The sequence below is a fragment of the Sedimentibacter acidaminivorans genome, from assembly GCF_017873955.1.
GTDB lineage: Bacteria > Bacillota > Clostridia > Tissierellales > Sedimentibacteraceae > Sedimentibacter > Sedimentibacter acidaminivorans.
This window is the reverse complement of record NZ_JAGGKS010000008.1, coordinates 132,873-155,219: the sequence shown is the minus strand read 5'-3', so window position 1 is coordinate 155,219 and position 22,347 is coordinate 132,873. Positions and strand designations below refer to the sequence as shown.

The 22,347-nt window shown below is 27.9% G+C and carries 21 protein-coding genes, 2 tRNA genes, 1 pseudogene and 1 other annotated feature; of the genes and pseudogenes, 17 read left to right on the top strand and 7 right to left on the bottom strand.

Translation table 11 applies throughout. The features are described 5' to 3' along the window. Positions 1-20 precede the first annotated feature (20 nt). Both J2Z76_RS13265 and J2Z76_RS13260 read left to right on the top strand, forming a co-directional pair. Entirely contained in the window at positions 21-1,097 is a 1,077-nt protein-coding gene (locus J2Z76_RS13265; protein ID WP_209512551.1) for a hypothetical protein, read from the top strand. A gap of 236 nt (positions 1,098-1,333) precedes the next feature. Next, positions 1,334-1,876 (top strand): hypothetical protein, encoded by a 543-nt coding sequence (locus tag J2Z76_RS13260; RefSeq protein WP_209512550.1) that lies wholly within the window; start codon positions 1,334-1,336, stop codon positions 1,874-1,876. Positions 1,877-2,190: 314 nt separating this feature from the next. Here J2Z76_RS13260 and J2Z76_RS17090 read toward each other — a convergent pair whose 3' ends face one another. Continuing rightward, on the bottom strand, positions 2,191-2,436 hold the full coding sequence (locus tag J2Z76_RS17090; protein WP_425347567.1) for a LexA family protein: 246 nt from the start codon (positions 2,434-2,436) through the stop codon (positions 2,191-2,193). Between the two features lie 121 nt (positions 2,437-2,557). Between J2Z76_RS17090 and J2Z76_RS13250 the strand changes: the two genes are divergently transcribed. Beyond that, positions 2,558-3,313: a DNA adenine methylase gene (locus tag J2Z76_RS13250; protein WP_209512549.1), complete on the top strand. Its 756-nt coding sequence runs from the start codon at positions 2,558-2,560 to the stop codon at positions 3,311-3,313. Positions 3,314-3,551: 238 nt separating this feature from the next. Next, on the top strand, positions 3,552-4,694 hold the full coding sequence (locus J2Z76_RS13245; protein WP_209512548.1) for a hypothetical protein: 1,143 nt from the start codon (positions 3,552-3,554) through the stop codon (positions 4,692-4,694). A 193-nt stretch (positions 4,695-4,887) separates the two neighbouring features. On the opposite strand, the gene J2Z76_RS13240 is transcribed toward J2Z76_RS13245, so the two are convergent. Next, entirely contained in the window at positions 4,888-5,586 is a 699-nt protein-coding gene (locus J2Z76_RS13240) for a hypothetical protein (protein ID WP_209512547.1), read from the bottom strand. Between the two features lie 175 nt (positions 5,587-5,761). Between J2Z76_RS13240 and J2Z76_RS13235 the strand changes: the two genes are divergently transcribed. After that, complete coding sequence (locus tag J2Z76_RS13235) at positions 5,762-6,874, top strand: PIN domain-containing protein (protein ID WP_209512546.1); 1,113 nt, start codon at positions 5,762-5,764, stop codon at positions 6,872-6,874. 34 nt (positions 6,875-6,908) lie between these two features. Beyond that, entirely contained in the window at positions 6,909-7,067 is a 159-nt protein-coding gene (locus J2Z76_RS13230; RefSeq protein WP_209512545.1) for a hypothetical protein, read from the top strand. 97 nt (positions 7,068-7,164) lie between these two features. Here J2Z76_RS13230 and J2Z76_RS13225 read toward each other — a convergent pair. The 3 genes and pseudogenes from J2Z76_RS13225 to J2Z76_RS13215 all read right to left on the bottom strand — a co-directional run. Beyond that, positions 7,165-7,359 (bottom strand): annotated as a pseudogene (locus tag J2Z76_RS13225) (manganese catalase family protein); the annotation flags it as partial. A gap of 53 nt (positions 7,360-7,412) precedes the next feature. Continuing rightward, complete coding sequence (locus J2Z76_RS13220; protein WP_209512543.1) at positions 7,413-7,679, bottom strand: spore coat protein CotJB; 267 nt, start codon at positions 7,677-7,679, stop codon at positions 7,413-7,415. 6 nt (positions 7,680-7,685) lie between these two features. After that, positions 7,686-7,883, bottom strand: coding sequence for a spore coat associated protein CotJA (locus J2Z76_RS13215; protein WP_209512542.1), 198 nt, complete (start codon positions 7,881-7,883; stop codon positions 7,686-7,688). A gap of 368 nt (positions 7,884-8,251) precedes the next feature. Between J2Z76_RS13215 and J2Z76_RS13210 the strand changes: the two genes are divergently transcribed. Continuing rightward, positions 8,252-8,686, top strand: a complete 435-nt coding sequence (locus J2Z76_RS13210) for a hypothetical protein (protein ID WP_209512541.1) — start codon at positions 8,252-8,254, stop codon at positions 8,684-8,686. 135 nt (positions 8,687-8,821) lie between these two features. On the opposite strand, the gene J2Z76_RS13205 is transcribed toward J2Z76_RS13210, so the two are convergent. Then, the gene (locus tag J2Z76_RS13205; RefSeq protein WP_209512540.1) at positions 8,822-9,106 is read right to left on the bottom strand and encodes a putative quinol monooxygenase; all 285 of its coding nucleotides are present in this window, start codon (positions 9,104-9,106) and stop codon (positions 8,822-8,824) included. Between the two features lie 279 nt (positions 9,107-9,385). Here J2Z76_RS13205 and J2Z76_RS13200 point away from each other — a divergent pair, with 279 nt between their 5' ends. From J2Z76_RS13200 to J2Z76_RS13190, 3 genes are all read left to right on the top strand, one after another. After that, complete coding sequence (locus tag J2Z76_RS13200; protein WP_209512539.1) at positions 9,386-10,330, top strand: calcium/sodium antiporter; 945 nt, start codon at positions 9,386-9,388, stop codon at positions 10,328-10,330. Positions 10,331-10,449: 119 nt separating this feature from the next. Then, positions 10,450-10,525 (top strand) — tRNA-Val (locus J2Z76_RS13195). Between the two features lie 250 nt (positions 10,526-10,775). After that, positions 10,776-10,987, top strand: a binding site (T-box leader). Positions 10,988-11,145: 158 nt separating this feature from the next. After that, positions 11,146-12,402 carry an argininosuccinate synthase gene (locus J2Z76_RS13190; RefSeq protein ID WP_209512538.1) on the top strand — a complete coding sequence of 419 codons (1,257 nt, stop codon included), beginning with the start codon at positions 11,146-11,148 and terminating at the stop codon, positions 12,400-12,402. A 144-nt stretch (positions 12,403-12,546) separates the two neighbouring features. Here J2Z76_RS13190 and J2Z76_RS13185 read toward each other — a convergent pair whose 3' ends face one another. Then, the gene (locus J2Z76_RS13185; RefSeq protein WP_209512537.1) at positions 12,547-13,791 is read right to left on the bottom strand and encodes a pyridoxal phosphate-dependent aminotransferase; all 1,245 of its coding nucleotides are present in this window, start codon (positions 13,789-13,791) and stop codon (positions 12,547-12,549) included. A gap of 239 nt (positions 13,792-14,030) precedes the next feature. Between J2Z76_RS13185 and J2Z76_RS13180 the strand changes: the two genes are divergently transcribed. The 7 genes from J2Z76_RS13180 (at position 14,031) to J2Z76_RS13150 (ending at position 22,328) form a co-directional block, all read left to right on the top strand. Beyond that, a tRNA-Lys gene (locus J2Z76_RS13180) sits at positions 14,031-14,106 on the top strand. A gap of 155 nt (positions 14,107-14,261) precedes the next feature. After that, positions 14,262-15,491, top strand: a complete 1,230-nt coding sequence (locus tag J2Z76_RS13175; RefSeq protein ID WP_209512536.1) for a hybrid sensor histidine kinase/response regulator — start codon at positions 14,262-14,264, stop codon at positions 15,489-15,491. A 181-nt stretch (positions 15,492-15,672) separates the two neighbouring features. After that, positions 15,673-16,833, top strand: coding sequence for a ribose-phosphate pyrophosphokinase (locus tag J2Z76_RS13170; RefSeq protein ID WP_209512535.1), 1,161 nt, complete (start codon positions 15,673-15,675; stop codon positions 16,831-16,833). Positions 16,834-17,117: 284 nt separating this feature from the next. Beyond that, complete coding sequence (gene mreB, locus J2Z76_RS13165) at positions 17,118-18,149, top strand: rod shape-determining protein (protein ID WP_209512534.1); 1,032 nt, start codon at positions 17,118-17,120, stop codon at positions 18,147-18,149. A 71-nt stretch (positions 18,150-18,220) separates the two neighbouring features. Beyond that, positions 18,221-19,087 carry a UTP--glucose-1-phosphate uridylyltransferase GalU gene (gene galU / locus J2Z76_RS13160; RefSeq protein ID WP_209512533.1) on the top strand — a complete coding sequence of 289 codons (867 nt, stop codon included), beginning with the start codon at positions 18,221-18,223 and terminating at the stop codon, positions 19,085-19,087. Positions 19,088-19,099: 12 nt separating this feature from the next. Continuing rightward, positions 19,100-20,809 carry a phospho-sugar mutase gene (locus J2Z76_RS13155; protein WP_209512532.1) on the top strand — a complete coding sequence of 570 codons (1,710 nt, stop codon included), beginning with the start codon at positions 19,100-19,102 and terminating at the stop codon, positions 20,807-20,809. Positions 20,810-20,846: 37 nt separating this feature from the next. Then, positions 20,847-22,328 (top strand): S-layer homology domain-containing protein, encoded by a 1,482-nt coding sequence (locus tag J2Z76_RS13150; RefSeq protein ID WP_209512531.1) that lies wholly within the window; start codon positions 20,847-20,849, stop codon positions 22,326-22,328. The last annotated feature ends 19 nt before the right edge of the window (positions 22,329-22,347 follow it).

The window sequence follows — 22,347 nt, the reverse complement described above, 5'->3', positions numbered from 1 at the left end:
GATTATGGTTGGAGGTTAATATGTTTAAATGGGCTTACTTTAACGCTTGTTTTGATGTTTCAAGTAAAAATATTGTATTTGATAAGAAAATCTTATTTTCAATTACAAAAAATGATTATAAAAACAATAGAATAATAGACGTAGATAGAATTATATTTGATTGTAAAATTGAAGAATTAGTTAATCGTTCCAAAAAAAATATGCTAAATCAAATCGAAGATACACCTTCAGCTGATGTTGACGATATTAAACAAATATTTAACTCGTATTACAAGGGAATTCAAGAAGGGTTAAAACTTGCATTTAACAATAATGTTATTGAAAGCGTAATTATATTTTATCCTTTCTTCAGGATTTCAAATATAAATGGACAGGCAATATATACGTATTTCACACTTGTTAATTACTTTAATAATAAAAAGGAGTTTTGGGTTACTGAAGGAGTTCCAGATATATCTGAAATTAATGAATCAAAAGAATCTTTCAAAACATATATAAATAATTTGATATTTGAAGTTAGAAATTCATTGTTAGTAAATTCTAATGTATATGAATATATTCCAAAACGTGAAAAGTGTAATTTTAATAATGAAATGTCTTTTACTTATAATTATATCTTAGCATTTTTTATAAAAGAAAACTTTAATTTAGATATAAGTAATCTTGAGGGAAGAGTATCTATTTCCTCTTTTGGAGAATTAATACTTAATATTAACAAAAAGAAAAATAAGAAAAAAGATATTCTTTTAAATGAAAAAATACTACAAATAGCAATAAAGGATTATAAGGTATCAACATATTTTGAATATTTAGAAAGGACATCTAGTAATTTGTTTTTTTACGAAATCGTTAGAACCATGTATAATTCTTTTTTAAGTCTAAATAAAAAGAAGAAGTTATATAAAATAGATGAAATAAGGAAAAGTTTAATAGGGAAATTTTTAAATAATGTAATGTCAAAAGAAAAAATTAGATTTAGTGAAGATGTAAATATATTAATAAAAGAAGAGAAAACAAATGAAAATAAAGAGTTTTTGAATTTAATATCTATGGCTCTTGGTTACGCTTATGGAGGATATAAAAATACTCAAGAATAATTTTTATAAAATAATACAGTAAAGACATTTGATTTTACAAATAGAGTAGAATTTAATGAAATAAAGATAAGATATATATTTAAATATAATATTTTTAGCTATATTAATTAGATACTTGAATACATATTATTCTACCGATATGGATTGTGATTAGTTAGTAGTTTGATTTGACTATCCCTATTCTTTTAAAATATTGAGAATAAATTATAATAATAAAAAAATGAAGGAGAATTATTATGGAAAATACACAAATAAATTTAAAAATCTTACTTCCACGTAATGATTATAATATGAATTGTGTAGATGAAATATTATTAATAAAGGAAAATGAATACAAAATTTTAAATTGCCAAGGAATAGAGGTTTCAACAAAGTATTTACCAAGCGCTATTGAACCAGGGGAAATTTTTATATATGTAAATTTAGTAGTTAATGAAATCAAAAACAATCCTATATTTATGGGCATGTTAAATTCAGCATTATACGATTTATCAAAATTTTTAGCATCTAAAGCTAAAATTTTTCTTAAAGACAATAAATATGGGCAAAAATTTATTACAATGGATGTTCATGGTAAAGTGGAGGATCAAGAAAAAACTACAATTAATTTTGATATAAGTTGTAATTCGGAGAGTGTATTAGAAATAACGAATAAGTTAAGTAAAATCAATGAATTTTTTGAAAATAAGAAATTCAATAATATAAATATTATTTATAATCACGAATTAGATGAATGGAGAATCAATAATAAATGTGAAAATAATATTTCAGAAGGTTAAAAATAAAATTTTTATGCATTTAACTATCACCAAATATAATAAATAAAATATATATCTATAGTAGTCCATGCAGATCCTATTTGATGATGCATAACTTGGATATATCCGGAGTTTTTTTATGTAGTGTTTCAGGGCAGTCGGAACACTGTTAAGTGCCGACTCCGCCCTCTAAACAATTAATATTCAGTTAGCTCATAGTAATGACTGATTGATTACAATCATAGGAGGTAACTATATATAGTATAATATGCTTGTATTATTTCAGTGTTACAAAATATAAGGTTACAAAAGTACCGAGGGAAACCTCGGCTTTTTTAGTGCAATTTTTTAATATGTGTCTCATCAAAGTCACTAATAATCTTTATAGTTCTTGGGCTGTTTTCCTGCATAGTTATATATTCCTTTTTTAATAAAAGCTGTATGTGGCAATATATTGTGCTTACAGAAACTCTATTTGTTAATATGGCTATCTCCCTATAGGTAGGAGGATAGCCGTATGATTTTGTATAATCATCAATGCATTTTATAACTTCATATTGTGCGTTAGTTAAATACTTAATTTCATTACCTCCTGATATACTTTATAATAATATTATATCAGAACAAATGTTCGAAGTAAACACCTTTTTGTCATTTTCAATGAGTAAATAGCAAGATATAATAGTATTGAGGTGATGAAAAATGAACAGTTTTTTAAGTTGGATAGGTGGAAAGAAACTATTAAGAAAAGAAATAGTTAATAGATTTCCTGAGAAAGTAGATAGATATGTAGAAGTATTTGGAGGAGCAGCGTGGGTATTGTTTTATAAAGATAAACATGCAAACTTTGAAGTGTACAATGATTATAATTCTGAGTTGGTAAATATATTTAGATGTGTAAAATATCATAGGGAAGAATTGCAAAGAGAATTGAACTATTTTCTAAATTCGAGGGAAATGTTTCAGGACTTTTTAGTTCAATACAAGACCAGAGGATTAACTGATATACAAAGAGCTGCAAGATACTTTATGATTATAAAAACTTCATATGGAAGCAAAGGCGGTACATACGGCTGTGTAAAAAAAGATACTGTTAAATATATCAACTATCTTACAGACATACAAAATCGGTTAAGATCGGTTGTAATAGAAAATAGAGATTTTGAAAAAATAATAACTACATATGATAGAGAAGGTACATTATTTTATCTGGATCCACCATACTATGGTACTGAAAATTACTATAAGGAAGTAGATTTCACTATTGATGATCATGAACGATTAAAGCAAGCATTAGATAAGATTAAAGGTAAATTTATATTATCATATAATGATTGTCCAGAGATTAGAGAGTTATATAAGGATTATAAAATAGAAGAAATTAAGAGAAAAAACAATTTGACTTCAAGGTATAGTAATGCGGAGAAAGAGTTTAATGAGCTGTTAATAATCAATTAGAATATTTTACAATTACATTAAGAAAAATTTTTTATTGCTAAAACTGTGAATTTTGATAGATTTTCTACGCCAGAAAAAAGCGAGAAGCTCAAAGTTGTTTATTTTGACATATATAGGAATATATAGTATAATTTAGATTGAAATATGGCTTATTATTGAGGACAAAAAATATATATCAAGAATTCAATTTAAATATAAAGATTATATGATTCTTATATAAAGGAAGGTGAAGATAATAATGTGTGATATAGATAAAATTATTGAAGAAATAATAAGTGATTTAAAAATAGATATCTCTGAACAATTGCAATTTGAATTATCTAAAATAATATCATTTAAACCAGCATGTTTAAAAAATATTATATCTATTGATGAATTTGAAACTTCATTAAAAGATATAATAATTAGAATATTTAACAGTAATCCTTTTATAGTAATGAATGAAATATTAAGCTGTGTTAAAGAAAAAAACATTATAAAAGAGATTGACAATATTTACACAATGGAAGAAGACCTACAAAAAGATTTATTAACAATTCAAGATTCAATTAATCTTGAAGAATTTTCAATAATAACTAAAGTTTATGAACCGGAAGTTTACGAAAAGACTTTTGAAGATAATGAAAATTATATTGATTATATTAAATATAATATAAACTATATTGATTATTATGAAAAAAAACTAGTCTTAGATGGTGTATTAAATAACTACTTATTAAATATTTATGATGCTGAAAATTCAGGTCTTATTTTAAAATGTGATGTTAGAGGCGTGTTAAAAGACGAAAATATGATGCCTTTTTTAGAATATATATTGGATGCATGTGTTAACATTACTTATAAAAATAATAAGATGGCCTTTTTTAATTTATTTGCTGCTATTGATAGTTACATTGAATTATTATATGAAAAAGTGTTTAGTTTTTATATTGAAAATTATACTTATTATATTGAAAATGTTAAAGATTGCGTTGAAGAATTTTATGAGTTTTTAAATGAAGGTGATAAGGGGAAAATAATAAGTGAGGTCAATGAATTTTTGAAAAGAAAAATAAAATATTTTTCTAATAATAGTAGACGTTTAATAAATGAAAAACTAAAACCAATAATAAAAGAACTTGATCCTACTAAGGAAATTTACTTTGAGTTTGATAATATTATTAGTTATTTACTAAAAGCTGAAAAAATTAGAAATACGATAGCTCATGGAGGAAGAAACATTCAAAATTATAATGTGGGGGAATTATTTTATAATGTGTTGTCTTTGATTTTTTCTATCACCACTAGTGATGATGCATGTTTATCAAATTGGTCAAAAGTTTTATGTAGAGCTTATTATTGTAGTGATAGTAATTATAAATGCTTTGAAATAAGTGAGTAATAATACTTAATTGTAATGTAATGAAAAGTTGTAGAGATTATGTATTTTTACAACTTTTTTTATTGTGCAAATTTCAAATTATTGCTTGAGATTTGACTTCCATAATTCTATAATCTATTTTTGAAAATCAAAAGTAAGGGAGAAGAGCTGTAAAGAAATTAAAATATGAAAGATGAAAAAGTTCATGTGTATGTTATGCTTTGTGGACTTCCTTTTTATTTTCTTTCTCCTGTTCTTGAAAGATCATTTCAGTGTAAAATACTAATTTGCTTATGTCATTATATTTGTTTTGTGTATTTTTCTTTATCTCATGAATTACTATAATTATTGATAGCGATATTAGTAATATCGTAATAAATGAAATAATTAAGTCGTCGGTAGAATTTACTAAATTATAGTATGCTTGTAAGGTTCCTATATAAATTGAACCAAATATAAAAGGTATATATATATTATCACCTAATATATTTTTATTTACGGATAAATAATTATTCAGATGGCTTTTATAGAATGATTCATAAATTTTATAATCTATATTATGTGAATTTAATATTTTTTTTAAATTAGTAAAAATAAAATTTTGTCTTTTGCTTTCAAAGTTATCTGTAGATATATCATTATCTTTAGTTAAATCCTTTAATTTGTTTATTTTAACTTTTTTAACTTGGGTGCTAATAGGATTGTCCAAGGCATTGAGGATTTTGTATAGGCTAACTAAGTAGACAAGCAATAGAAAAGTTAGAATGCTTGAATTATGTATAAAGCGTATTAATATAAACATTGGAACTACTGCAATTATTGCAAATAAAATTGCTATTGCATAAACCCATGTTTGATTAATTAACAAAGAAATTTTTTTATATTCTAAATAATAATCTTCAGGTGTTATCATAAAATTCCTCCTAATAGTTTCCATATAATTGTAAATCAATTATGTGAAAATGTAAATAATTTATTTTAGACATAACACAGTAAGTATGAAATATTTATTTGATTTTTATTGTAAAATTTTGTAATTGTTATTATAATAGAATTAAAATAATATGAAGGTGTGGACGCTAATAACAATGAAAAATATAATGCGAGAATTTCTAGAACCGAGTAATAAAGAAAAACAAGAATTATGGGATAATTGTGTTTTTGTGTTTGATACAAATACTTTGTTAAACCTTTATAGGTATTCTTCCAATACAAGAAATACATTAATTAATGCGCTAGAATATTTAAAAGATAGAATATGGATGCCTTATCATGTGGCATATGAATTTATGAAAAATCGTTGTGAAGTTATATATGAAACAAGTGACCATTACAATAAAATGATACAAGAAAAAAATAAATTTAAAGATACAATTGCTAATGCTTTAAGAATAAAGAATATGGATTCAGACTTAATAGAACTGGATAAATTTATTAATGATTGGATTGAAAAACAGAAAAAACAAAATTTAATAGTGGTAAATCATGGTGACGATTATATTTTGAATAAGCTGCTTGATTTGTTTGATAATAGAACTGGAGAACCTAATTGTAAAGATAAACTGGCTGAGATTGAAAAAGAAGGAAAAAATCGTTATGAAAAATTAATTCCTCCGGGATATAAGGATTCAGGCAAGAAGAATAATGTAAGTGATAATAATATGTATGGTGATTTGATTATATGGAATCAGATTTTAGAGTATTCTAAAAATAATAATAAAAATATTATATATATTACGGATGACCAGAAAGAAGACTGGTGGAATATTGTTAAGGGTAAGACCATTGGGACTAGAGTCGAATTGGTAAAAGAATTTATTAAAAGCACAGATCAACAGTTTTACATGTATTCAATGGATAGCTTTTTAAGAATGTATGAAAAGCAAAGCAGGGTAAAGGTTGATAAAAAGACTATTGATGAAGTTTTGGAAATGAATAGAAAGCCTAAAATTAAATTTTATAACTCGAGTAAAAATGTTTTTGATTATGGTATTCCATTAGAAGCGCTTAAAGAAACAGACTTATTTGATAAGTTGAGTGATCTAGAAAAATTGGAGATTATTAATTATATTAAAGAAAACAAATTGAAAATACAATCTGATAATAAACAATTTTATATAATTTGTCCGAGGTGTAATTACCAAGGATATAGTAATTTTGAAAATGAATGTCCCGAATGCAGATATGTATGGTGTGAATAGTGAATAACCATATAAATTTGCTAAGGTGGTTAATTTGCAAGAATTAACTACTTTTTTTGCGGCGCTAGAGTTTTTCAAAGATGATACACTTGACCAAATGGTTAGGTATGGAGCAATATTTTTACATGTGCGAGCTCTTATGCTCATAAGAGGAAACTTTATGAGTCCAGAATTGTTGGAAATATTTAAATAACCCTTTACAATTTCAGAAAAAATAGTATACTATAAGTAGCACATATACATATTGAAATTTCAATATAAATAACTTACCGACAACCCCTTGGAACGCATTCTTCAGTTCCTATATCTGTTAAAAGACCTTTTGTTTCATTAAGGGGCATACTGAATCTTTGAGTTAAATAATTCATGCTTGCACTCATTTCACCATCAGGTCCACCGTATTGGTTCAGTACGGCCATGGCCATTCTAACATCTTTATTTGAAACCCTAACGGGATATTGTAAAGTTTTTTCATACATAAACATAATTCATTAATCATTCCTTTCGCTATAAAATTTAATATTTACATTATTACTTATTACATAGATTGCCATGGCCATGGGCTATTAATGTAGCGCCAAGTTTCACCTGATTCTGGATTGTAATTATTTAATAACCCATACATCATTTCGTATTCATCACGAAGCTGTCTTAATTGAGTACTATAAGCATTGTGCCTATAGAGAGCTACTGGGTCATTTGGATGTGTGTCTAAATAAAGAGCAGCATCTAGAGTAGCAACTTGAAATTGCATAATATTATGCATCATCATCTTTTGTTTATTGTTTTGGTTATACATTCTCATAATTTATTACACCTCACTGTCTATATATTCTAAATACGGAGTTACCAAGTCTGGAAATAATGTTCCACTGATAAATGCTTCATTAATGTTATCAAAGTATCTAGGATTTATTTGATAAGGTACATAACCGTATCCAACCCTAGGATCTTCAGGCATATATGGAACTAATGGTACATAGTTGTTATAGTAATCATCTTTGTTCATTAAAAAATTCAGTCCTTTCTAAATAATATTTTTGCTAAATAAGCTAGTTAACTAAATTGTAATATTTGTATAGTTGATTTTATCTATATTAATCAGATAATAGTTTAAACTAATATTTTGATTATCTATATAATATATAATGTTTATATATATTATTCTTTTAGAAAGAATAAGTTACTTAAATTTTAATTTTATGGAAACTGTAAAATATGATTTAACTAATTAGTATTAAATGAAATATATTAAGAAGTATATTTAAAGTATACGAATTAACTGTTTTGAAATAATATAAAATTTTATAAATTTGACTAAATAATAAACTATTGCAAATAATAGTACTGACATTAAAATTTGAACAGGAGGTAGCTATGAATAGTCATAATACGAATGATTTTTTAGCGGAAATATACCGTGGAGCCAATATGGGAGTGCAGACAATTAATAATCTTTTAATGAAAGTTACAGATAATACAATTTATAATGAGCTTAAATATCAGCTTAGAAGTTATGAGGAAATTGCAAATGAAGCTTATGCTGAAATAATGAAGAGGAATAGTAAACCAAAGGATATTTCTATGTTTGACAAAATGAGTGCTAAGATGAGTATTGGTATAAATACATTTATTAATAATAATTCATCTCATATAGCAGACATGTTAATTAAGGGTAATACTATGGGTGTAACTGGAATTACAAAAAGCTTAAATTCTCACTCTGATGCAGATAAAGAGATAAAAGACTTAGCTGACAGGTTTGTAAAACTTGAACAGGATAATATTGATAGATTAAAGAAGTTTTTATAATGAATTTGTTTAGAAGGGAATGAGTAATTAATAAAGTAAGTATTCTTTTATCGTTTTCTTAAATATAGGGAGGGTGTTATCCCTCCTTTATAATGTAAATGTTTTGTATATATTTGGAGATAGATTATTGTATTCCTATAAAACTAAATTATAAATATTAAGTTCGGATTTTTTACGTAAATCTCCTAATAATGGAACTATTCTTATAAAATGTTCGGTATTTTTATGAAGCTCAAGGGCTTCTTCTCCTTCCCACTCCTCGATTACTGTAAGAATTGTATCGTCTTTTTTATCTTGGAATAGATTATATGATATACAACCTTTTTCGTTTCTTGATTTTTGAACAAGCTCTTCATATAACTTTATTGCCTCGTTAACTTTTCCTTCGTGAAAAAATCCTTTTGCTACTATTTTTATCATAATTTCCTCCTTGAAATTTTTGTACTTTTCATGTAATAAATTTTTAAAACTTTTATTTTCTTGATTTATTTATATAGTCCATCAAAGCAATGATATTACCATTATACTATTATTAAATGGAATTAATAGTATTTTTTATACTTTTGTTAAGATAATATTTTAAGCATATAGAAATAATTAAAATTGCTATATAATAATGAAAACTATTATAACTTTAAGTCATTATTTTATTGTTTTAACATATCTCTATAATATGGCATTGCCATATGGGAGGTATATATGTTAACAGTTTCAATATTATTTGTATTTGGTTTGCTATGCTTAATAAAAGGAGGAGACTGGTTTGTAGACGCATCTATAGAAATAGCTAAAATATCAGGACTACCTAAGGTTCTAATAGGTGCTACTATTGTAAGTGTTGCAACTACAATTCCAGAGTTAATAGTTTCTTCTACAGCAGCATTTCATGGAGAGACTACTATGTCAGTAGGTAATGCGGTAGGCTCAATGATATGCAATGTTGGATTTGTTTTATCTATATCTGCGATATTTGGAAATATAAATATAAGAGATAAGCACTTTAAAATAAAATCTATTACACTAGTACTATATACATTTGTTTTAATAGCATTTTCTTTAGATGGAATAATAGTTACTTATGAAGCAGCATTTCTAATTATATTACTATTTATTTACCTTTATACAAATGTTAGAATACTAAGAAAGGATAAAAAGACAATAAAAAGTGCAGCGTCAGATTTGAATAGTGATAGAAATATAAAAAATGTAATGGTAAAATTTATTTTTGGATTATGTTTTATATTTATAGGTTCTAATATAATCGTTGAAAATGGAATTATTATAGCTAAATTTATTAAAGTGCCTACTGCTGTTATAAGCTTAACCATTATAGCTCTAGGAACTTCACTACCTGAACTTGTTATAGCTATTTCATCTATTGTAAAAGGAAACGAAGATATTAGTGTAGGAAATATTATTGGAGCAAATATATTCAATGTTTCACTTGTTATAGGATCATCTGGATTAATTTCTGAATTAAAGATAATATCACAAAATTTAATGTTGGATATGCCAATAGCGCTATTGCTTTCACTAGTACTTATAATTCCATCATTAATAACAAAACGAATTTTGAAAATTCAAGGACTATTTATGCTTTCTATTTATTTTTCATATATTATATACATTATCCAAAGCATATGATTAAAATGTGGTAATATTTAATAAATTTTACATAATTTATTTTAAATATATTGACTTTTAATTATGTATGTGCTAAAGTGATTTATATCGGTTCTGTATACATTATAGGCGTTATATGTGGGAGCATAGCTCAGTTGGGAGAGCATCTGCCTTACAAGCAGGGGGTCATAGGTTCGAGCCCTATTGTTCCCACCATTATTATAGAATTTATTAAATGAAATGGCAAAAATCATATAATACTAGTAATATAGACTTAATTGTATATTAGTTTTTAATTTTGAGTGAGCATAAGCTTGCTTTTTTTATTATTATAAATAAATAAATGCAAGTGTGAGAAAACACAATAATGTTGCTAAAAAATTTATAAAAAAATATAATTATTTTAAAAAAACTATTGACAAAGTTTGGATTACAGACTATAATTGTATAAAAATAATAATTATTGAATAATTTTATGATTGGAACAGTAAATTAAATATAGCTTTCAGCGAGTCAAAATAGAGTGTGAGTTTGGCAGTGAACTTAATTGAAAAGAATCCATGAAAAGATTCTCAGAAATAGTAGTATGAGAATACGGTTAAATACCGTTATAATGACAAAGTATAAGCAACTGCTTTAAAAAAGAGTGGTACCGCGGTGTAAAAAGCTGCCTCTTTATAAAGTGGTTTTTTTGTGCAAAAAAAACAATTGAACTTAATTCAACAATTGTATAAAAATGCATCGTGATACAATTTGTATTTATAACTAAAAATATCAATAAGCTAATTTTTAATAATAAAGAAAATTTAATAATATTTTATTGGAGGAAGTTTAAAATGGTAAAAAAAGAAAAAGTAGTATTAGCATATTCAGGAGGATTGGATACATCCATAATTATACCATGGTTAAAGGATAATTATGGTGATTTAGATATTATTGCATGTTGTGTAAATGTAGGGCAAGAAGATGATATGGGTCAAGTGAGAGAAAAAGCTATTTCATCAGGGGCAAGTAAGGTATATGTGGAGAATGTAGTAAATGAATTTGTTGAGGATTATGTTTACAAAGGATTAAAAGCAAATGCTTCATATGAATGCAAATATCTTTTGGGAACAGCATATGCAAGACCGTTGATAGCTAAAAAATTAGTTGAAGTTGCACACAAAGAAGGAGCAAAGTACATTGCACATGGCTGTACTGGTAAAGGTAATGACCAGGTTCGATTAGAAACAGCAATAGCTTCAATTGATCCTACTATTGAAATAATTGCACCATGGAGAATTTGGAATATAACATCTAGGGAAGAGGCTATAGATTACGCAATGTCCAAGAACATAAATCTCAATGGAATATCAAAAGAAAAAATATATTCTCGTGATCAAAATATTCTTCATATTAGTCATGAGGGGGGAATGCTTGAAAATCCAGCAAATGAAGCTGATTTTGACGAAATATTAGTTATGTCAAATACTGTTGAAAAAGCTCCTGATATAGGTGAATATATAGAAATAGAATTTAAAGAGGGTATACCAGTTAAATTAAACGGCAAAAAACTAAATGGTGAAAAAATGCTTGCAGCTTTAAACAAAATAGGTGGGATTCATGGAATTGGTGTAATAGATCTTTTGGAAAACAGACTAGTAGGTATGAAATCAAGAGGAATATACGAAACGCCTGGAGGAACAATTTTAATCGAGGCGCATAAATATTTAGAAAGCTTTGTTTTGGAAAAAGAAACGGCACATTTTAAAGATATTATTGGTCAGAAATATGCTGAGTTAGTTTATAATGCTATGTGGTTTAGTGGATTAAAAGATGCATTCGATGCATTTGTGGATTCAACACAAAAAAATGTGACAGGTACTGTAAAATTAAAATTATATAAGGGGAATGTGAAATTTGCCGGTATGGTTTCACAGAATGCATTATATAATGAAGAGATATCATCATTTAGCACAGGTGACCTATATGATCAAAAGGATGCGTCAGGATTTATTAATTTATATAGTTTACCATATAAAATTCAAGCACTAAATAAGTTGAATAATACAGGAGAAAAAGCAATAGAAATTAATTATAGTTTTAAAGAGTAGTAATACTAATCTGAGAGAGGGAAACCTCTCTTTTTATATACTAGGAAACCTCCATTAAATGCATACACAGGTATGATGGATTCTAAACATCCTGTAAAATAGCTAACCCCCTTAATTATTAAGGGGGGTTAAATTATATTTATTCTATTTTAATCTATCTAATACCTTTTTTATTATTGCAGGTGCTTTTTTGCATTTTTCTTCAGAAACAGCACAAACTGCAAATCGTAGACCTTTTTTTAGAGAGACAACAAACATATTATCTTTGATTAATTCTTCAGAAGCTTTCTTTGCATCTTCACAAGGAATACTTACAAAGAATCCATCTCTATATGGTAATATTTCTAATCCAACTTCTTTTGATGCATCAACAAAAGCTTTAGCACGATTTCTAAGCATTGTTTTATATTTTTCTTTTTCAGCTTCATATGCTTTTTTCTTAATAGGGTCATTAGCTATATGAGTCATAACGGACATAGCTCCTCTAGTACCATTAGACCAATTTGCTCTACCTGAATGCATACATGAGTAATAAAATTCATTTACTATTTTTTCATTAGAAGAAATTCCTATTGCAGCACCTGAGCGCAAGCCATACATTGTGTATGCTTTAGACATGCTATAACCAATTATAATAAAAATATTATCTGGTAAATTAGTGAATTGGGTAAAGAATTTTTTTCTTTCTAACCCAACACCTGCAAAATCCATATAAGCAGCATCAACAAATATAATTATCTTATTTTCAGGATTTATAGCGTTCTCTTTTGCAATATCAAGTACTTTAGTCCACTCTTCATCAGATAAACTATATCCCGTAGGATTGTTTGCAGGAGTATTTAATATTGTAACCAATCTTTTTTGCTTATTAAGTAAACTTTCAAAATTCTCTTTAAATGATTCAATATTGAATTCGTTTTTTTCATTAAATAAAGAAAAATTTGCTACTTTTCTTCCTACTTCTTCAGATATTGTTACATATGGAGACCAAAACCAATCGGCAACCAGAATAGAATCTCCGGAATTAGTATAATTAAATACAGCATGTTTTACAGAGCCAGTTCCACCAGGAGTTGCAACAGCCTTTATGTAAGCATTTGGACGGTAACCACTAAAACACTCCTCTTGAACTGCTTCTAAATAGTCAGGTTGCCCTGCAACTTGTGCATATCCAGCTATTTCTGCATTAGGCAGAGATTTCAGTTCGGAATAAACCGTTTCCATACAAATTAGATTTCCATCATCATCAACTAGTGCACCTAATGTTGAATCTATTACATTTTCTTTTCCAAATTTATTTATAGCTTCCTTTGCTTTTGCCGCAAGTCCGAAAATAGGATCATTTGTTTCCGGCCACTTTGCATGGTCAGCTACCATATTTATTGCCATGAAATCACCTCGAGTTTTTTATGACATTCTATCATGCAAGTGTTATTAAGTCAATGTTTATGTGAAATTTAGAATTTAAAAAAGTTTATATGAATATTAGAAAAATATAATAAATTTAGTAATAATTTTTCTAAATATGCAAATAATAAATTAAAAGACAATTAAAAAAAATAAAAAAAAATAAAAAAATATTGACAATAATCGACATATGAGTTATTATTGTAAAGTCGTAAAAACGAGATCCATTAGCTCAGCAGGCAGAGCACTTGACTTTTAATCAAGGTGTCCGGCGTTCGAATCGCCGATGGATCACCACTAATAAAACAACATTTGATGATCTTAGTAGACGTTGAGTGTTGATTTTTTTTGTTCTAAATATTTTTTTTATTTATACAAAATTCTACAAATTTTTTAAAAATTTGAGTTTATACTGTAGTACGTGATTAAAAAAGAGTAATTTAGGAGGAAAAATGGTTACAAAAGGTGAAAAATTTGTTAATGTCAAAAGTATATCAAATTCAGATGAAAAAGGTGAAATAGATTGTACGATGATAAGTAAACAAATAATTAATGCAGAGAAACAAAGAGAGAAAATGGCAGCATTAGGACAACTTGCCGGAGGAATAGCTCACGATTTTAATAATCAATTAATGAGCATAATAGGAAATGCCACGTTAATACAAAAAACAGATGACATAAATAAAATTAAGGAATACGCAGATCGCATAATACACATTTCTCAGAGCACAGCTAATTTGACTAAAAAAATACTTTTATTTTCTAAGAATGAGAGCAGTGTAAATGAACCAATTGATTTAAAGGGCGTTTTAGATAATACTTATACAATGGTTAGTTCAATATTTGATAAATCTATAAATGTTAAGTATAATTATAATGCTTCTAATAAAATGATTGTTGGAAATGAAACTCAAATTGATAATCTCTTGATTAATTTGTTGATAAATTCGAGGGATGCAGTAGGTACAGGTGGTATCATTACAATTGGTACGGAAGATGTTGAAGTAATAAATGAAAAAGTCTTGAGCCATGGTGAAATTATTAAAAAAGGTGAATACATAAAAATTGTTGTTCAAGATAATGGGGCAGGTATGAAAGAAGAAACATTTGATAAAATGTTTGAACCATACTTTTCTACTAAAAATAAGTCTAAAGGGACAGGCTTGGGGCTTTCTGTTGTATTTGGGACAGTTAAATCTCATTCTGGCTTCATTAACGTAATAAGTAAACTATATAATGGAACAATAATTGAAATCTACTTACCTGTTCATAAGCCAAAAAATGATTTGATAAAAATCCATGCAAATCAAACGCAGATTAAAGGAAATTTAATAATGTTAGTTGATGATGACATTAATGTTCTAGACATAGAAGCTGAGTTATTAGAGGACTTAGGATATGAGGTAAAAAAATTTGATAATTCTTTAAAAGCTATAGAATTTTATGAGAAAGAGTATGAAAAAATAAATTTTGTCGTTCTCGATTTATTGATGCCTATTATGGGTGGAAAAGAGTTGCATGAAAAATTGAAAAAAATAAATAAAGAGGTTATTCCTATTTTTATTACTGGATATAGTGGACAAGCAGAGTGTGAAGAGATAATTAATAGTGGATATACTATTGTTGAAAAGCCGTTTACATTCGATGAACTGTCTACTAAAATAGCTAAAATATATAAATAAACTAAGAGTTCATCAATGATATTGTTTTATTAAATATCATTGATTTTTTTTTGTTAAGATAACTTAACATTTTTTTTTTACAGTTGTTTTGACAAATTATAAATATTTGATAGAATGTAAGAGAAAAATGGTGATAGTTAAAATTTTATATATTTGCTTTGCCATTAACGGGAGGAATAAAATGGATACAAATGAATTATACTGTAACTCTGAATTTAAGCCAATAGGCGGTTTATCTATTATAGGAATGAAGGGTTGCGAAGAAATTGCATCAAAAATAGACTATTACCTAAAAGAGTGGAGACAAAGTGAAAATGGAGTCATTTATTCAGAGGGTGATGGTCCGGTAACAACATTTTTGCTAGACGCTAAATGCCCTAGGTTTGGTTCGGGAGAGGCAAAAGGTGTACTTAATGAAACTGTTAGGGGACGTGATATATATATTATTTCGGATGTATTTAACTATGGAGTAACATTTAATATGTATGGAATGGATGTTCCGATGAGCCCAGATGATCATTATCAGGATTTAAAAAGAATTATAGCAGCAATAAACGGTAAGGCAAGACGTATTACAGTTATAATGCCTATGTTATATGAGGGCAGACAGCATAAAAGGGCCATGAGGGAATCTCTAGATTGTGCGTTAGCGTTGCAGGAACTCACAAATATGGGAGTAGAAAATATTATTTCCTTTGATATACATGACCCTAGGGTTCAAAATGCAATACCTTTACATGGATTTGAAGATTTTCATCCTCATTATCAAATGATAAAATCATTTGTTAGAACTGTACCAGATGCAATTATCGATAGAAAACACATGATGATTGTTTCGCCAGATGAGGGTGGTATGTCAAGGTGTATGTATTATTCTTCTGTTATGGAACTTGAACTTGGAATGTTCTATAAGAGAAGAGATTATACGGTTATAGTAAATGGTAAAAATCCTGTTGTAAGCCATGAGTTTTTAGGTGATAATGTTGAAGGTAAGGATGTTATTGTTGTTGATGATATGATAGCTTCAGGTGATTCTATGATTGATGTTGCTAAGAAGTTAAAAGAAAAAAAAGCAAAAAATGTATATATTTTTTCTGCATTCGGTTTGTTTACTGAGGGATTTGATAAATTTGATAAAGCGCATGAAGATGGTATTGTTTCTAGAATTTTCACTACGAATTTAATTTATCGAAGACCAGAATTGTTGACTAAAAAATGGTATACAGAAGTTGATATGTCTAAGTATATTGCTAATATTATTGATACTTTAAACTATGATGGATCACTGAGCGAACTTTTAGATCCAGTTCAAAAAATAAAGAAAATTTTAGAAAGTAAATAATAGAAATATAAAATTATAAAAATACAATTGTTATTGTATATAGAGTAAAATATGTATAAAATTACAAAAATCCCACAAAGTTTCAAATTTTGTGGGATTTCATATTTTCTAATATTAAAATTTAGTATGAATAATAAAAAAATTGAAATTATGAATGAACTGTGATATAATTTTATGAATATTATAGATTTAGAAAAATTTACTATTATTTAGAGTAGAATAATAGTATGATTAATTAAATAATTAAAAACACATAAAGATAAATTCAGGAGGAGAAAACAAAAATGGGTTTCAGAATGGATATTGGAATCGACCTTGGTACGGCAAGTGTGTTAGTTTACATAAAAGGAAAAGGAATAGTAATAAAGGAACCATCAGTGGTTGCGATAGATACAAATACTAATAAGATACTTGAGGTGGGCGAGGAAGCAAGAAAAATGCTGGGTCGTACTCCTGGTAATATTGTTGCAATTAGACCATTGAGAGATGGTGTAATATCTGATTTTGATATAACAGAAAAAATGTTAAAATATTTTATAAAAAAGGCCGTAGGAAATTCTATAGTAAAACCAAGAGTAATTATATGTGTTCCTAGTGGAGTTACAGAGGTAGAAAAAAGAGCAGTTCTTGAAGCAAGTAACAATGCTGGTGCAAAAAAAACATACCTTATAGAAGAACCAGTTGCAGCTGCTATAGGTGCAGGACTTGATATAACTAAGCCATCTGGTCATATGATTATTGATATGGGTGGAGGAACTACTGATATAGCTGTAATTTCATTAGGTGGAATAGTTGTAAGCCGTTCTATAAAAGTTGCAGGGGACAAGTGTGACGAAGCAATTGTTCGATATGTAAGAAAAAAATATAATGTTATGATAGGACTTAGAAGTGCAGAAGATTTGAAAATAAGTATTGGTACTGCTTTTCCAGTAGAAGAGGAAAAACATATGGAAGTAAGAGGAAGAAATCTAGTCACGGGACTTCCTGTAAATTTAACAATTTCTTCGTCTGATTTATTAGAAGCTATGGAAGAAACTATAACTTCTATTGCAGATGCTGTTCATTCTGTACTTGAAAAAACTCCACCTGAATTAGCTGCAGACATTAGCGAAAAAGGAATTATTATGACAGGCGGAGGATGTTTAGTACACGGTTTAGATAAATTAATATCAAAGAGAACGGGCTTGGATGTAGTAATAGCAGAAGATGCAGTTTCATGCGTAGCAAAGGGAACTGGTCAATCATTAGAGAATATGGATTCGTTGAAAGATTCATTACTTACAGAAGATATAAAAACCAATTATAGTAGAGTATAAATTAAGGGGGAGAGTTTCGGTTATGCCGTGCCCTCCTCGTGTAGATTTACAATTAAATGGGGGTTTAAAATATGAAAGTAAAAAAAGCAATTATTCCTGCAGCGGGGCTTGGAACTAGATTTTTACCAGCAACAAAGGCAATACCTAAAGAAATGTTGCCTATAGTAGATAAACCAACAATTCAATATATAGTTGAAGAGGTAATATCATCTGGAATAGAAGATTTATTAATTATAACAGGTCGAAATAAAGGTTCAATTGAAGAACACTTTGATAGGGCTATTGAGCTAGAATATAATTTGGAAAAAAATAAAAAAGAAGAATTGTTAGAAGAAGTACAAAAAATATCTAAAATGATTAATATACATACAATAAGGCAAAAAGATCCAAGGGGATTAGGGCATGCAGTATATTGCGCAAAATCATTCGTAGGAAATGAACCGTTTGCTGTTTTGCTAGGTGATGATGTTGTAGATTCTAGAGTTCCATGTTTAAAGCAAATGATAAATATTTATGATGAATATGAATCGTCAATACTAGGAGTGCAAGAAGTAGCATGGGAAAATGTTAACAAATATGGAATAGTATCAGGGGATAAAGTAAACGAAAGGGTTTACACAGTAAATGGTTTAGTCGAAAAACCAGATATAAACAAAGCACCAACAAATATTGCTATACTAGGTAGGTATATTATTACTCCTGAGATTTTTAAAATACTTGAAAATACTAAAACAGGTGTTGGCGGGGAAATACAACTCACTGATGGACTAAAAGAACTTGCTAAAATTCAAAAAATGTATGCCTATGTTTTTGAAGGAAAAAGGTATGATGTTGGAAGTAAAATAGGGTTTCTCGAGGCAACTGTTGACTTTGCACTTAAAAGGGATGACTTAAAAGATAGCTTTAAATCTTATTTAAATAAATTAAAATTAAAGTAAAGGGTGATGATTATGTTTAGGGAAAAGTATGAAATGTGGTTAGAAAGCCCATACGTTGATGAAAAAATTAAGGAAGAATTAAAAACTATAGAAAAAATTGATAGTGAGATAGAAGATAGGTTTTATAAAGATCTAGAATTTGGTACAGGAGGTATGCGTGGTAAAATAGGAGCCGGTACTAATCGTATTAATATACAAACAGTATCTAAAGCAACTCAAGGTATATCCAACTTTATAAATGAAAAATATCCTAATGAGGCTAAGAAAGTAGCTATAGCATATGATTCAAGACATATGTCAGCTGAATTTGCACGAGCATCTGCATGTGTATTTGCTGCAAATGGTATTGAAGTTTATTTGTTTGAAAGCTTAAGACCAACGCCTGAACTTTCTTATGCAGTTAGATATTTTAAATGCAAAGCTGGTGTTGTTATTACTGCGAGCCATAATCCACCAGACTACAATGGATATAAAGTGTATGATGAAAATGGTGGACAGGTGACAAAAGATGCTGAATATATTATAGATAAAATAAACAGTGTAAAATTAGAAGATATAAAAAGTTCACAATATCAACACAATAAAAGTATAAAATTAATAGGCTGTGAAATTGATAGTTCATATATTGAGGAAATTAAAAAGCTAAGTTTAAGGTCAAATATAAATAAGAGTTTAAAAATCGTTTACACTCCTCTTCATGGTACAGGTAATAAACTAGTTAGAAAAATTCTTGAAGAAATGGAATATAGTAATGTTACAATAGTAAAAGAGCAGGAAAATCCAGACCCTGATTTCTCAACCGTAAAATCGCCAAACCCTGAAGAAATAAGTTCTTTTGAAATGGCAATAGGATTAGCTAAAGAAGTAAATGGCGAAATAATTATTGGTACAGATCCTGATTGTGATAGAGTGGGTTTGGTTGTAAAAAGCAATGATGAGTACATAGCATTAAATGGTAACCAGACAGGGGCATTATTATTAAATTATGTTTTATCTACACTTAAAGAGCAAAAAAGAATTCCTGATAATGGTGCAATAATTAAAACAATTGTTACAAGTGAAATAGGTCGACTAATTGCTTCTAATTATGGTGTAACTACTATAGATACATTAACAGGCTTTAAATATATTGCGGAATTAATACAATCATTTGAAGAAAGTAATGAACATGAATTTATATTTGGGTATGAGGAAAGCTATGGATATTTATCAGGTACATTTGTACGAGATAAAGATGCAGTCATTGCATCAATGCTCATATGTGAAATGGCTGCATATTATAAAACAAAGAATAAAAATTTATTAGAAATACTTGATTCAATATATGAAGAATATGGTTGTTTTAAAGAAGAAACACTTTCATTATATTTTAATGGTATATCAGGTCAAAATAAAATGAAAATGATTATGGAACATTTTAGAGAAAATAAAATTAATTTGTTGGCAGGAAAGAAAATTCCTCTTGTATATGATTATAAGATGAGTATTGCATCAAATCTTGTTAATGGACAAATTGAAAAAATATACTATCCTAAATCAGATGTTTTGAAGTTTTGTTTTGAGGATGATTCTTGGGTAGTTCTTAGACCTTCAGGTACTGAACCAAAGCTCAAGGTGTATTTTTCTATAAAAGGTGAAAATGAAGAAAATGCTTTAGTTACGTTACAAATGGCAAAAGAGGAAATTCAAAATATAATTGAACGAATACAATATAGCAATTAGTTCAATTAAAAATCTAAAATTAAGGGAGGCTGTAAATATGAAAGTATTTAAAACCCAAACCCGTAAAATTATTTCTTTAGTTATAATAATTACATTTGCTTTAAACACAATTGTGTTTGCAAATAGTTATAATCCGAGTCGTCAAGAAATAGAATCTATGATAGAAGAAGTATCTATAAAAAGAGCAATACCTTCAGTTTTAATGAAGGCAATTGCAAGGGTTGAGTCAACCTATGAACATTTTAATGAAAATGGGTCACCAAAAACCACTGGAAATTGTATTGGGCTGATGATGATAAATAACAGAAATGGTGGATATGACTCCCAAAGACTAAAATATGATATCATGTATAATATTGAGGCGGGTGCAGATGTTTTACTCAATAAGTGGAGCATGAGTTCGTATAAAAATGTGTCAAGTGTAGGAGATATGAATCCAGACGTTTTGGAAAACTGGTATTTTGCTTTATGGGCTTATAATGGGTGGGCACAGTCTAACAATCCAAACACATTACCTTCTCATGTTAAGAGGTATACGTATCAACAGCTTGTTTACGATATATGTAAGGACGAATATAATCAGAATATTAGTAATATTGATTTCGCATATTTACCACAGAGTGGAAAACCAAGCAGGTCACTAGTAGTACCAACTCCTTCAAATATTAATTCAGGAGGTATTGTTCTTTACGAAGTTGGAGATTTCGTAAGAACAGATGGTATAAGAAAATCTTATCAGCTTAGAGATGTTCCAGGAGGCAAATATATTTTTGACCTTGAACATAATCAATTAGGAACAATAACAGAGGGACCAATTCTAAAGAATGGATACTATTGGTATAAGATGTATATTAATGATTATAAGCAAGGTTGGATTGAGCGAAATTGGCTAACACGCACTGGAGATATAGTAAATGGTAGATATATTTTTGATGATATTAGTTTTCACTGGGCAAGAAAAGATATAATGAAACTTTATAAAGAAGGCATTATAAGTGAAGCTTTAAAATTTAAACCAGATGAATATATTACAAATGAATTATTTAGTATATTCTTAAGCAGAACATTGGATAACGAAAAAATATCCCAAAGTGAAACACAACAAAAAGATGAAGTAGATACGGAAACTTCAATAGAAAAAACAATAGAATTACCATTTCTAGATGCAGATATGATTAGCCCATGGGCATTAAATTATGTTGAAGATATGTATAACTCAGGATTATTTAAAAACAATTCTGGTTACTTTAAACCACATGATAAAATGACAAGAAAAGAAGCAGCGTTAATATTATCAAATATTCTTATAAAAGATAGCAAATATGAATCCTTAGATATAAGTAGTATATTTTCAGATATAAAGGAGTTAGACTTAACTGAAGTTGAAGCAATAAAAATGGTTTATATAAATCAAATTATGTCTGGAAAAAATTCAGGACAATTTCACCCAAATGATTATTTAACAAGAGCAGAAACGGCAGCAATTATGGTGAAGTTATTTGATAAATTAGAAAATTAATAATATGATATATAGGACT